The 12,041-nt window shown below is 64.6% G+C and carries 12 protein-coding genes and 1 pseudogene; 8 read left to right on the top strand and 5 right to left on the bottom strand.

Annotated features, from left to right (window positions below):
* Positions 1-4: 4 nt before the first annotated feature.
* Together HELO_RS09360 and gloB are read right to left on the bottom strand one after the other, a co-directional pair.
* Positions 5-1,219, bottom strand: coding sequence for a transglycosylase SLT domain-containing protein (locus HELO_RS09360; RefSeq protein ID WP_013332451.1), 1,215 nt, complete (start codon positions 1,217-1,219; stop codon positions 5-7).
* Between the two features lie 79 nt (positions 1,220-1,298).
* A complete protein-coding gene (gene gloB, locus HELO_RS09355; protein WP_013332450.1) occupies positions 1,299-2,066 on the bottom strand; it encodes a hydroxyacylglutathione hydrolase in 768 nt (255 codons plus the stop codon).
* A 99-nt stretch (positions 2,067-2,165) separates the two neighbouring features.
* Here gloB and HELO_RS09350 point away from each other — a divergent pair, with 99 nt between their 5' ends.
* Genes HELO_RS09350 through nudC form a run of 4 tightly spaced genes read left to right on the top strand, consistent with a single transcriptional unit; the run spans position 2,166 to position 5,017 of the window.
* Positions 2,166-2,942, top strand: a complete 777-nt coding sequence (locus HELO_RS09350; RefSeq protein ID WP_013332449.1) for a class I SAM-dependent methyltransferase — start codon at positions 2,166-2,168, stop codon at positions 2,940-2,942.
* Positions 2,935-3,405, top strand: coding sequence for a ribonuclease HI (gene rnhA / locus HELO_RS09345; RefSeq protein ID WP_013332448.1), 471 nt, complete (start codon positions 2,935-2,937; stop codon positions 3,403-3,405). The genes HELO_RS09350 and rnhA overlap by 8 nt, the downstream gene beginning before the upstream one ends.
* A gap of 44 nt (positions 3,406-3,449) precedes the next feature.
* Positions 3,450-4,217: a DNA polymerase III subunit epsilon gene (gene dnaQ / locus HELO_RS09340; protein ID WP_013332447.1), complete on the top strand. Its 768-nt coding sequence runs from the start codon at positions 3,450-3,452 to the stop codon at positions 4,215-4,217.
* A complete protein-coding gene (gene nudC, locus HELO_RS09335; protein ID WP_013332446.1) occupies positions 4,217-5,017 on the top strand; it encodes an NAD(+) diphosphatase in 801 nt (266 codons plus the stop codon). The genes dnaQ and nudC overlap by 1 nt, the downstream gene beginning before the upstream one ends.
* Positions 5,018-5,020: 3 nt before the next feature.
* Here nudC and HELO_RS09330 read toward each other — a convergent pair whose 3' ends face one another.
* Positions 5,021-5,347 (bottom strand): SCP2 sterol-binding domain-containing protein, encoded by a 327-nt coding sequence (locus HELO_RS09330; RefSeq protein WP_041602050.1) that lies wholly within the window; start codon positions 5,345-5,347, stop codon positions 5,021-5,023.
* Between the two features lie 113 nt (positions 5,348-5,460).
* Between HELO_RS09330 and sohB the strand changes: the two genes are divergently transcribed.
* Positions 5,461-6,492 carry a protease SohB gene (gene sohB / locus HELO_RS09325; RefSeq protein WP_013332444.1) on the top strand — a complete coding sequence of 344 codons (1,032 nt, stop codon included), beginning with the start codon at positions 5,461-5,463 and terminating at the stop codon, positions 6,490-6,492.
* 15 nt (positions 6,493-6,507) lie between these two features.
* On the opposite strand, the gene HELO_RS09320 is transcribed toward sohB, so the two are convergent.
* Positions 6,508-6,825, bottom strand: coding sequence for an ArsR/SmtB family transcription factor (locus HELO_RS09320; protein WP_013332443.1), 318 nt, complete (start codon positions 6,823-6,825; stop codon positions 6,508-6,510).
* Between the two features lie 351 nt (positions 6,826-7,176).
* Here HELO_RS09320 and HELO_RS09315 point away from each other — a divergent pair.
* The 3 genes and pseudogenes from HELO_RS09315 to HELO_RS09305 all read left to right on the top strand — a co-directional run.
* Positions 7,177-9,108 (top strand): annotated as a pseudogene (locus HELO_RS09315) (propionyl-CoA synthetase); the annotation flags it as partial.
* Between the two features lie 136 nt (positions 9,109-9,244).
* The gene (locus HELO_RS09310; RefSeq protein ID WP_013332441.1) at positions 9,245-9,928 is read left to right on the top strand and encodes a 7-cyano-7-deazaguanine/7-aminomethyl-7-deazaguanine transporter; all 684 of its coding nucleotides are present in this window, start codon (positions 9,245-9,247) and stop codon (positions 9,926-9,928) included.
* Between the two features lie 32 nt (positions 9,929-9,960).
* A complete protein-coding gene (locus HELO_RS09305; RefSeq protein WP_013332440.1) occupies positions 9,961-10,737 on the top strand; it encodes an alpha/beta fold hydrolase in 777 nt (258 codons plus the stop codon).
* Here HELO_RS09305 and HELO_RS09300 read toward each other — a convergent pair whose 3' ends face one another.
* Complete coding sequence (locus HELO_RS09300) at positions 10,738-11,910, bottom strand: ABC transporter substrate-binding protein (protein WP_013332439.1); 1,173 nt, start codon at positions 11,908-11,910, stop codon at positions 10,738-10,740.
* Between the last annotated feature and the right edge of the window lie 131 nt (positions 11,911-12,041).

Below are 12,041 nucleotides of genomic sequence, written 5' to 3'. Positions count from 1 at the left end.
AGTGTTATCTACCGGAAAGTGTCAGTTGCTGTCCTGGTTGTAAAGCGTCGGGTTGATCCAGTCCGTTCCAGCGCGCGAGATCCGCGGCCGCTACGGCATGCCTGGAGGCGATGGAAGACAAGGTGTCGCCGCGCTGGACCACATGGATATCGGTGGTGCCATTGGCATCGTCCATCGGTGAATTGCCGAGGGCGGCGACGAGGCGCTGGGCGTGCCCCATCGGTACCAGGAGCTCGTCGACCTGGCCGGGGTGTGCGACCTTGGCGCGGAGTCCCGGGTTGAGCTCGGCCAGGCGCTGTTCGGATACGCCGGCCAGGCGTGCGGCCTCATCCAGAGTGACCCGGCGGGTCACCGGCACCTGGGCGAAGGCCGGTCCGCCTTCGATGTCGGGAAGTTCGACGCCATAGTGCTCGGGTTCGGCGATGATCGCGGCGATGGCCAGCAGCTTGGGAACGTAGTCCATGGTTTCCGACGGCAGGCTCAGGTCCCAGTACTCACCGGTCTTGCCTTGTGACTGGGCGACGCGGCGGGCCTGGTTTACTGTGCCGGCGCCGGCGTTGTAGGCGGCCAGGGAAAGCTCGATGTCGCCTTCGTACCACTGGTCGGCCTGGGTCTCGATGTAATCCAGCGCGGCTTCCGTCGAGCGCACGACATCGAGGCGGCCATCCCAGACGTTGTTGCGCCTGAGGCCGAGGGCTTCTCCGGTGCGTGGCATGATCTGCCACAGGCCGGCGGCGCCGAAGTGGCTGCGAGCCTCGGGGTCGAAGGAGCTCTCGATGAAGGGCACCAGGGCAATCTCGCCGGGCAGCCCGCGAGCCTCGACCTGCTGGACGATCCAGGTCAGCCAGGGACGGGCACGCTCGGTGATCTCGGCGATATTGCCCGGGTTCGAGCGGTATTCGTCGATCCAGTGCTGGACCCTGGCGTGACCGGCATCGGCACGCCATTGATCATTCCATTCGAAGCTGGCGCGCAGGCGCTCCCAGGCATCCTTGGGCTGGAGGTCGAGAGCGCCCCAGAAGGTGGCCAGCGGGTGTGAGCGGGCGTGGGGGCGGGTGGCATCGTTCGGCATGGTAGTGCCGCCGAGAGATGTACGTTCGGCGGGCAGGGTGGCGGCCTGAGTGTCGAGGCTGTAGGGAGCCGTCGCCAACAGGGCGCCGAGCAGGCTCAGGGAGCTGGCGAACCCGAACAGGCGTCGTCGCATCGTATGATAGGTCATGCAAGGGTCTCCGGGGCGCGGGGGCTCGGCATGCATGGTGCCGAGCCGGTCGTCCAGCGGCCCTTTTCAAAAAGGGATCTCAGAAGGAATCTTTCCAGGCGCGCAGGGTGGTGAAGGTTGCCAGCTCGGTGTCGGTGGCGCCGTGCTCTGCGGCAGCGCGGCGTACCCCTTCCTCGCCGCAGCGCAAAAAGGGGTTGATGCGGCGTTCCCGGCCGAGGGTGCTGGGCAGCGTGGGGCGCTCGAGCTCCCTGGCGCGCAGGCATTCGTTTTCGGCTTCGATCACGTCCTTGTTGCCCGGGTCGGCGGCCTTGGCGAAGCGCAGGTTGGCCAGCGTGTACTCATGGGCGGCGAATACCAGGGCTTCCTCGGGCAAGTTGTCGAGACGTGAAAGGGATTGATGCATCTGCTCCGGCGAGCCTTCGAAAAGGCGGCCGCAACCGGCACTGAACAGCACGTCGCCACTGAACAGCAGGGGCGGTATGCCGGCGGTGAAGAAGGCGATATGGTCGAGGGTGTGGCCGGGCAGTTCCAGCACCTCGAACAGGCGCCCCATGACCCGGATTTCGTCACCATCACCGACGCGCTCATCGATGCCGGTGATCGACGGGTTGTGAGGGCCGATGACACGGGGGGAATAACGCTGGATCAATTCCGCCAGCCCACCGGTATGATCGGGGTGATGGTGGGTGATCAGGATGGTGCCGAGCGTCAGACCCTCGCGTTCCAACCATTCGATCACGGGGGCAGCATCGCCGGGGTCGACCACACAGACACTGTCGCTCGTATCCTGGCGCAGTAGCCAGATATAGTTGTCGCTGAAGGCTGGAATGGGTGTCACGCTCAACATGAACTCGTTATCCTCGCGCCTTGACCGTTGACCGGGCTCGATGGTGCCTGATCCGAGGCAAGTCGTAAAAAGTGCAAACTGTGGAGAGAAGAGCGGATCATGTCAAATTCGCGGGAGGCGATGGCACTGGCGCGATTGGCCGACGAAGGGCGCCGTTACTGGGCCAGTGCCTCGGGGCAGGCCATCTGGCGTGCCGAGCGAGCCTGCATCGGGCCGCTGTGCGAACGCTGGTTCGGCCCTCATGCCCTGGAACTCGGTTTCGGTCCTGCGCTGACGGACATGTGTCCGGTACACCATTCGATACGCTGGTCGCCGACGGAGGAACTCGTCGAGGTGCCATCGACCCTGGTGTGTCCGCCCGATGCCCTGCCATTGCCCGATGGCTGCCTGAGCCTGGTGGTCGTGCATCATCTTCTCGAGGTATTGCCGAACCCTCATCATGTGCTGCAGGAGGCGGCCAGGGTCACGGCGGATGAAGGCCACCTGGTGCTGTTCGCCTGGTCGCCGTTCGGTATCGCGGGTGGGGCGCGGCTGTGGCCCGAACGGCGCCGCCATTTTCCCGGTCGAGGCCGTTGGCGCAGTCCGGCCCGCTTGCGCGACTGGTTGACGTTTGTCGACTTCGAGACGCACCGGGTAGACTACTGCGGCTTTCGCCTGCCCGGCGGACTGGCGCGCAATGCCGTGCTGGAGACCGTCGGGCGGCGGCATAACCTGCCGCTGGGCGACTGCTACATGATCCATGCCCGGCGCCGTTCTCAACTGGCCCAGCCCCGGCGCGGGAAGGTGTCCTTTGCACCGCCGCTGCCCGGTTCCGCCCTGGGCGGCGCTACGCGGATCGGGCGACAATCGGACAAGAAGGTGAAAGAGGGTGAATGACGAACCGCCCCAGGTGGCATTGAGCGATGTGACGATCTACACCGACGGGGCCTGTCGAGGCAACCCGGGGCCGGGTGGCTGGGGAGCCTTGCTGGTCAGCGGCGAGCACGAGAAGGCCCTCAAGGGCGCCGAGGCCAAGACCACCAACAACCGCATGGAGCTGATGGCCGCCATCATGGCGTTGCGGGCCCTCAAGCGGCCCTGTCGGGTCGCGCTGTGGACCGATTCCGAATACCTGCGGCGGGGCATCACGGAATGGATACACGGCTGGATCAAGCGTGACTGGAAGACCGCCTCGCGCAAGCCCGTCAAGAATGCCGAGTTGTGGCGCGACCTGCACGAGCAATCAAAGCGTCATAGCGTCGAGTGGCACTGGGTCAAGGGACATAGCGGCCACCCGGGCAATGAACGAGCCGATGCCCTGGCCAACGAGGCGATCGACGAGATGCAGGCCGGCGCCTGAGGCGCCGCTTTTCCCAACGCCGAGCAGCGAGCACGAGACACGACATGCGTCAGATCATTCTGGATACCGAGACCACCGGCATCGATCCCCGCGAGGGCCATCGCCTGATCGAGATCGGGGCGGTGGAAATGGTCAATCGTCGATTGACCGGTAACACCTACCACCAGTACATCAATCCCGAGCGCGATATCGAGGCCGAGGCCGTGGAAGTCCACGGCATCACCAACGAGAAGGTGGCCGACGAGCCGGTATTCGCCGAGGTGGCCGACGCCTTCTGGGCCTTCATCAAAGGCGCCGAGTTGGTCATTCACAACGCGCCCTTCGATGTGGGCTTCATCGATCACGAGTTCGCCAGGCTCAACGAGGCGCGAGGCGGGCCGGTGCTGGGCCCGGTGGCCGAGCATTGCCGCATCCTGGATACGCTCCAGTTGGCCCGGGACAAGCATCCCGGCCAGCGCAACAACCTGGATGCGCTCTGCAAGCGTTACGAGATCCAGAACGGCCACCGCGTGCTCCACGGCGCCCTGCTGGACGCCGAGATCCTCGCCGATGTCTATCTGGCGATGACCGGGGGACAGACCGCGCTGTCGTTGGATGCATCCGCCGGTGACGACACCGAGCAGGCCGACAACGGTGGCGGTCTGCGTATTCGACGGCTGTCGTTGTCACCGGGCCAGCTTCGCGTGCGCCAGCCGGACGAGGCGGAATGGCAGGCGCATCGCGACAAGCTGGCCGGCATCCGTGAGGCCTCTGGAGAGTGCCGCTGGGATGGTCTGGAAGGGTGGCCCGGAGCGCCGGGAGAGAGTCGCTGATGCTCAGGCGCGAGCTGCCCCATGATGCGTCGGCGGGGCGTCTGATCCGGCTTGCCGAGGGGCGTATCGCGCCCGGCCCGGATGGCGGGCCCTTGCAGCCGCCGACCAATTGGCACCCGGATGTGCAACCGCTGTGCTGGTGGCGGGGCGAGCCGGTGGGGCTGTCCCTGGAACAGCGGGCCGGTGAGGACTGGCTGGAAGGCCGCGATTGGCTGGACCGACTGCCCGGTGACTGGTTTTCCCTGGTATCCACGGCGCTGCAAGTGGGTGCCTGGTTGCGCAATCATCGGTTTTGCGGCCGCTGTGGAGCGCCGTCATCGCGCCTCGGCAGCGAATTTGCCATGCAGTGCGCACAGTGCGGTCAGCGCAACTACCCGCGCATCTCGCCGTGCATCATCACTCTGGTGACTCATGGGGAGTCGATGTTGCTGGCGCGGAGTCCGCGCTTCCCCGCTGGTCGGTATTCGACCCTGGCTGGGTTCATCGAGCCGGGCGAGTCCGCCGAGGAGGCGGTGCGTCGCGAGGTCGAGGAAGAAGTGGGTGTGGCACTGGGGCGGCTACGCTATTTCCAGAGCCAGGCCTGGCCGTTTCCACACTCGCTGATGCTGGGCTATTTTGCCGAAGCGGCGAGCCGGCGGATTCGCATCGATGGCGTGGAAATCAGCGATGCCGCCTGGTTCTCGCCCAGACATTTGCCCAAGCTGCCACCGTCGTATTCCATCTCTCGCGCCTTGATCGACACCCACCTCGCCGAGGTGGGTGTCCGGGACGAGACCTCGGGCAACGATTGGGGCGCCTGAGTCTCAGCCGGCGGGAAACAGGCTGGTCAGTTTGGTGGCCAGCATGACATTGCCGGAGGCCTTCAGCTTGCCGGTCATGAAGGCGGTCATGCCGTTGACCTCTCCGGACATGATGCCCTTCAGGGTCTCGGTGCTCAGGCTCAGGCTGACCGAAGGATCCTCGTGCTCGCCGGCGCAGATCTCGAGTTCGCCGTCCTGGATCTTGAGGTAGTGATCCTCGGCGTCGCTGAAGTGGAACTGGAAGATGTCGTCCATGCCCTGGGCGGCCTGGGCGTCGAAACGGGCGTGCAGCTTGTCGAAGGTGGACATCGTGGGGATCCCTTGGGTCATGGTGTCGAAAAGTGATGTCAGCGTATTTAAAACGCTTGTTTTAATCAAGCCGGCTTGAGCCATCATGACGACTGACGTCAGCATGTGGGCGAAATATACATAGGAGTCGCATCGTGAATGAATGGTTGAGTGAACTCGGTATGTTCCTGGCCCAGTTGCTGATCGTGGCCGTGGTCGTTGCCCTGGCGCTGGTAATGGTCGTGAGGGCTCGTTCCGGTGGCGGCGAGGAGCGCAGCCAGATCAGGCTGGAAGAGCTCAATGCCCGGCGTCGACGGCGTTCGCGGCGTCTGCGCCTGGCGTCCAGCGAGCCGTCGGTGCGCAAGCGATTGGCGAAGTCGTTTCGTCGCGACGACAAGTCGCGGGGCAAGCAAGGCGATGCGCCTCGCCCCACGGTCTGGGTCCTGGACTTTCATGGCGACCTCAAGGCCAGCGCCACCGGCAAGCTGGCCGAGGAAGTCTCCGCTGTGCTGGACGCCGCGGAGCAGGGTGATGAAGTGGTCGTGCGCCTGGAATCGGCGGGCGGTCTGGTGCATGCCTATGGCCATGCCGCCGCCGAGATGGATCGGTTGCGACAGGCGGGGCTGTCGACCACGGTGTGCGTCGACAAGGTAGCGGCCAGCGGAGGCTATCTGATGGCGTGCTGCGCCGATCGGTTGCGCGCCGCGCCCTTTGCCGTCCTGGGGTCGATCGGGGTGGTCGCGCAGTTGCCGAATGTCCATCGTCTGCTCAAGCGCCATGACATCGACGTGGAGGTTCTCACCGCAGGGCACTACAAGCGGACCCTGACGGTGTTCGGCGAAAATACCGAGGAAGGACGGCAGAAGTTTCTGGCCGAGCTGGATACCGTGCATGACCTGTTCAAGCGTTATGTCGCCGAGCGTCGGCCGGGGCTGGATATCGAAGCGGTAGCCACCGGCGAGGCCTGGCACGGTACCGAGGCACTGCCCCGGGGGCTGATCGACGAAATCGGGACCAGCGAGGCCTATCTTGCCGAGCGCATGAATGATGCCAGGGTCATCGCCCTGAGCATCCAGGCGCGGCGCGGGCTTGCCGAGCGTCTCGGCCTGTCGGTATCGCAGGGCATCGAGCGCAGTGTCGAGCGGGGCGTGGAAGCGCTCGATGCCAGTCTCTGGCAGAAACGCTGAGGGGCGGGCTGGGCGTCATAGGCCCAGCTTGCCGAGCGCTTCGATGATGGTGCCGGCACGCTCCCCGTGGAGCGAATAGTAGATCGTCTGCGAGGCGCGCCGGGTAGCGACCAGTTCCTCCCGGCGCAGTATCGCGAGATGCTGGGACAGAGCGGACTGACTGAGGGCGAGCCGCTGGTTGAGTTCGGTGACGGAAAATTCCGCGCCGACCAGCAGACAGAGGATCCGCAGGCGATTGTCGTTGGCCATTGCCTTGAGTAGCGAGCTTGCCTGCTCGACTGCCGTATCGCCCCCATCCAGCAGGCGCTTCGCCTGGCGCTGAGCGTTGGTCATGATGTATCCCCTTGAGCTAGCGAGCCCAATGCCGCAGTCTCCCTCGCCGGTCACCGGGTCTTCATGGGTCGTCAGGCAACCCTCCACCGGATGCCATTGTCACCTCGATTTTCTGATTCAGGCATTACTCAACTAGTTTGCTTTCACTATAGTCCACGGGCTGGAACAGTCGCGATTCAACGCTGACTTAATGTCTGGTTCGGCGGCTGGAAGCTCCCCCTCTACGGTTTTTGTCGACAATCTTCTCGGCAAGTTTCGTTCTTTTGTCGAATCCTAGCCGATGGTCTGAGGACTTTCGGGGCAATGTTGTTCTAGGGTGTCAACAATCGACAGAACAACGATAGCCGCGCACGAAACGAGAGGTGGTGCCGCATGCAGCGTTATCAAGACGAGTTTCGCCGCTCCATTGATGATCCTGAAGCCTTCTGGGCCGAGCAGGCTGCTCGGTTGCCCTGGTTCACGCCGCCGCGGACCATCCTGCGATACGACGATCAGGGACATGCACGCTGGTACGAGGACGGGGAGCTCAACCTGTGTCATGCCGCGCTGGATCATCACGTCGAGCAGGGGCGGGGAGAACAGGCGGCGGTTCATTGGGATTCGCCGGTCACCGGCCACAAACGGACCCTGACCTATCGTCAGTTGCAGGACCGAGTGGCGCGTTTCGCCGGAGCGCTGCGCGGGCAGGGCGTGGCATATGGGGATCGGGTGGTGATCTACATGCCGATGGTGCCCGAGGCATTGATCGCCATGCTTGCCTGCGCTCGTCTCGGGGCCGTGCATTCGGTGGTGTTCGGCGGTTTCGCGCCCCATGAGCTGGCGGTTCGTATCGAGGATGCCGAACCGCGAGTCATCGTGACGGCCTCCTGTGGGGTCGAGATCGAGCGAGTCGTGCCCTACAAGCCCATCGTCGACGAGGCGCTGGCTCGCAGCGCTCACAAGCCGGCCGCCTGCGTGCTGCTGCAGCGCGACTCGCATGTCGCCGAACTCGGTGAAGGTGACCACGACTGGGAGACCCTCGAGGCGGCAGCCGAGCCGACGGAGTGCGTGCCGGTCAAGGCCACCGATCCGCTTTATATCCTGTATACCTCGGGAACCACCGGCAGGCCCAAGGGCGTGGTCCGCGACACCGGGGGATACGGCGTGGCGCTGCACTATTCGATGGAGCGGGTCTACGACATGGCGCCGGGCGAGGTGTTCTTCTCGGCCTCGGATGTCGGCTGGGTGGTCGGTCACTCCTATATTGTCTATGCGCCATTGCTGCGTGGCTGCACCACGCTGGTGTACGAGGGCAAGCCGGTGCGAACGCCGGATGCGGGCGCTTTCTGGCGGTTGATCGCCGAATATCGGGTAAAGAGCTTCTTCACCGCGCCGACCGCCTTCCGGGCCATCAAGAAGGAGGACCCGGAGGGCAAGTGGCTTGCCCATCATGACCTGTCGTGTCTCGAGTCGCTGTTCCTGGCCGGGGAGCGCCTGGATCCACCGACCTTCTACTGGCTCCAGGAAAGGCTCGATGTGCCGGTGATCGATCACTGGTGGCAGACCGAGACGGGTTGGCCCGTGGCCGCGAATCTTCTGGGGCTGGAGCCGATGCCGGTCAAGGCGGGATCGGCGACGGTGCCCGTGCCGGGCTTCAATGTTCAGGTGCTGGACCACGAAGGAAGACGCGCCATGGCGCAGGAGCAGGGGGCCGTGGTGATCAAGGAGCCCATGCCGCCTGGCTGCCTGACCGGAATCTGGCGGGATGCCGGGCGCTTCCACTCGGCCTACATGGCGGCTTTTCCGGGCTACTATCTGACCGGCGACGGGGGCTATGTCGATGAAGACGGTTATCTGTTCATCATGGGCCGCACCGATGACGTGATCAATGTGGCGGGACACCGCCTGTCCACGGGCGAGATGGAAGAGGTGGTCGGTGGGCACCCCGCCGTAGCCGAATGTGCGGTCATCGGTATTCAGGACGCGCTCAAGGGGCAGGTGCCGGTGGGCCTGGTCATCCTCAAGGATGGATTCACGGGGGATACGGCGTCGCTCGAGGCCGAACTGGTCGAGCGGGTACGCGAATGGATCGGGCCGATCGCCTGTTTCCGGCAGGTGCTGGTGGTCGATCGGCTGCCGAAGACACGATCCGGCAAGATCCTGCGCAAGCTGTTGCGCAATATCGCCGATGGTCAGGCCTGCGGGGTGCCATCGACCATCGATGATCCGGCGGGCCTCGAATCGGTTGTGGATGCGATGCGACAGCACGATGTCGGTGATTCGGCACGGGCGCGCATGGAATGATGCTGAAGGTGGCGGGTTATCGGGCATTTGGCCGGGTGGCGGCGGGTGCGTATAATGCGCGCGTCCACGCCGTCACGCCCGGTTCACTCATCACCATGAGGGTTCCCTCACCCCTCCTGCCAAAAAGGCTGTCCCGATGTTCGTTTTATCCGCCGCCCAGACCCGTCGTTGCCTGACCCTGCTGGTCGCCTTCCATATCCTGGTCATCGCGGCCAGCAACTATCTCGTCCAGTTGCCGTTCAGCCTGTTCGGCCTGCATACCACCTGGGGCGCTTTCAGCTTTCCCTTCATCTTCCTTGCCACCGACCTGACGGTACGGCTTTTCGGCAAGGAACCGGCCCGTGCCATCATCTTCCGGGTGATGTTCCCGGCCCTGCTGGTGTCCTATGGCGTGTCGGTGGTATTTCCCCGCGGCGGTTTCGCCGGTTTCGAGGCCCTGGCGCAATGGGATCTGTTCGTGGCACGCATTGCGCTGGCCAGCTTCATGGCCTATGTCGTCGGGCAGTTGCTGGATGTCACGGTGTTCGATCGGCTGCGTCGCCTGGGCACCTGGTGGGTGGCGCCGGCGATGTCCACGCTGTTCGGTAACCTGGCTGATACCTTTGCGTTCTTCTCGATCGCCTTCCATCGCAGTCCAGACCCGTTCATGGCCGCCAACTGGCCCGAGATCGCCTGGGTGGACTACGCCATCAAGCTCGGCATCAGCCTGGCGCTGTTCCTGCCGCTGTACGGTGTGCTGCTCGGCTGGTTGACGCGTCGCCTGGTGACCATGACCGGAGGCCAGGATCTGACTCCCGAACAGGCCCGCGCCCGCTCTTGAATTCACCCGTTTGTGCATAAGGAGAGACCACGATGCCCGTCGAGCTCAATCATATCGATACCGGTGGCGAGGGGGTGCCGTTGGTGGTGGTCCATGGCCTGCTGGGCAGTGCCGACAACTGGCGCTCGCATATCAAGAAGTGGCGTGACTCCCGGCGGGTGATTGCTGTCGATCTGCGCAATCATGGTCGCTCGCCCCATGTCGAGGGCATGGGTTACGAGGCGATGGCCGAGGATCTGATGGCGCTGCTGGATCGGCTCGATGTGCAAAAGGCCCATCTGCTGGGCCATTCGATGGGCGGCAAGGTAGTGATCAGCGTGGCGCGACTCGCGCCGTCACGAGTGGCGTCGCTGATCGTTGCCGATATCGCCCCTCAGGCTTATGGCCATGATCACGACGCCATCTTCGCCGGCCTGCGACATCTCGAGAGCGGGGCGCCGACGACCCGCGGCGAGGCCGATGCCCTGCTTGCCGAGCATGTCGATGAGCGCTCCACTCGGCTGTTTCTGGCCACCAACCTGGAGCGTGGCGAGCAAGGTGGGCTACGCCTGCGAATCGGCCTCGACGAGATCGAGGGCGATTACGACGCCATCATGGCAGCGCCGGCCGGCGAGGGGGCCTTCGAAGGGCCGACACTGGTGGTGCGTGGCTCGCGCTCGCAGTATGTCACCGACGAGATGCTGCCGGCGTTGCGCCGTGTCTTGCCCGATGCCGAACTGGTGACCCTGGAGGCCGGCCATTGGCTGCATGCCGAACAGCCCGAGGCGTTTCAGGAGGCGGTCAATCGCTTTCTCGATGAAGTGAGTTGATCAAGGCTCGCTGATGTCCACGGCGAGCCGCGAGACGGGATGGCGCTCCGTCACCAGGCCGGCCTCGAAGAGAAATCGCTCGACATCCCGATAGCGTCCCTGGCTCAAGGCACTGGGGGTCTGGGTCAGGCGGGCCCGTATCTCCGGCCAGGCGTCGCGGTTGAGGGGAGTGTCCAGGGTGGGTTCGGTGACGACGAGCCGCCGCCAGCTTTCGTCGGGATGCTCGAGGATCCATGCCGTGGCTTCCTCCAGGGCCGATACGAAGCGCCGAATGGCCGAGCGTTGCCGTTTCAGCTCGTTGCGATTGGCCACCAGGATCAGGCCGTCGTGTCGCGGCATGCCGTGCTGCTCCACCGCGAAGCTGCGTGTGGGCAGGCCATCGTTGGCCAGCGCCCGGGGCAGCAGGTGGCGCATGCCGCCGATGATGGCATCCACGCGTCCTTCGAGCATGGCCTGTTCCATCCGGTAGTGAACGTTCGGGGTATCGATACTGTCCATGGAAACGTCGTGATCGGCGAGCATGGCGGGCAGCAGGATCCGTTCCGCGTCCTGATCGGCGTGACCGACACGGGCTCCTTCCAGTTGTGCGGGTGACTCGATGCCCGTGTCGCGCCTGACGACCAGGGCGGTCAGCGGAACTCCCACCAGTGTGGCGACGCGCACCAGCGGCATGCCTTGGTCGACTTGCAGATGCAGCAGGGGCTGACGGGTCAGCGCCAGGTCGACCCGGGAGTCGGCCAGCAGCTTGGTCGGCACTTCCGGGTCGGCAGGGGTCGAGAGGCGAACGTCGAGACCCCGATGCTCGAACATGTCGAGGGCCTTTGCGATGTATAGCGCTGCGTGTCGCGGGCTGGGGTACCAATCCAGCGCAACCTCCAGGTGATCGACCGGCGGCGGTGCGATGGGCTCCGGCGGCCCCATGGCAATGGCTGGTGCAATGGGCTGCGACGGCGTGTCCACTGCCGGGCCACTGGGCAAGCCTTGGTAGCGTACCAGCGGATCGACCGGTGCCGGCGGGAGATCGGGCACCATGACCTCGGTATTCAGTGGCGGGTAGCGTGGCTCGGTGGTATCACCTTCTTCGTTCCCCATGGCGAATGAAGGGGCGAGCAGGCTCATACCGGCAAGCAGCAGGGGGCCCAGCGCCAGTAGCGACCGGCGAAGTGAGGACATGGCAGTGACTCCAGCGTAATAGGCGGCTCGGCTTTGCCGTTCTGGTCAGTGGTTCGACCAGGCAGTCGGGGAATGACGGCATCGAGCCGAGAAGCCTTCGTGCTCGATTCCCCTGAGCGCGAGCGATCCAC

The organism is Halomonas elongata DSM 2581 (assembly GCF_000196875.2).
GTDB lineage: Bacteria > Pseudomonadota > Gammaproteobacteria > Pseudomonadales > Halomonadaceae > Halomonas > Halomonas elongata.
The sequence above is the reverse complement of the archived record's forward strand: the minus strand, read 5'-3'. Positions and strand labels throughout refer to the sequence as shown.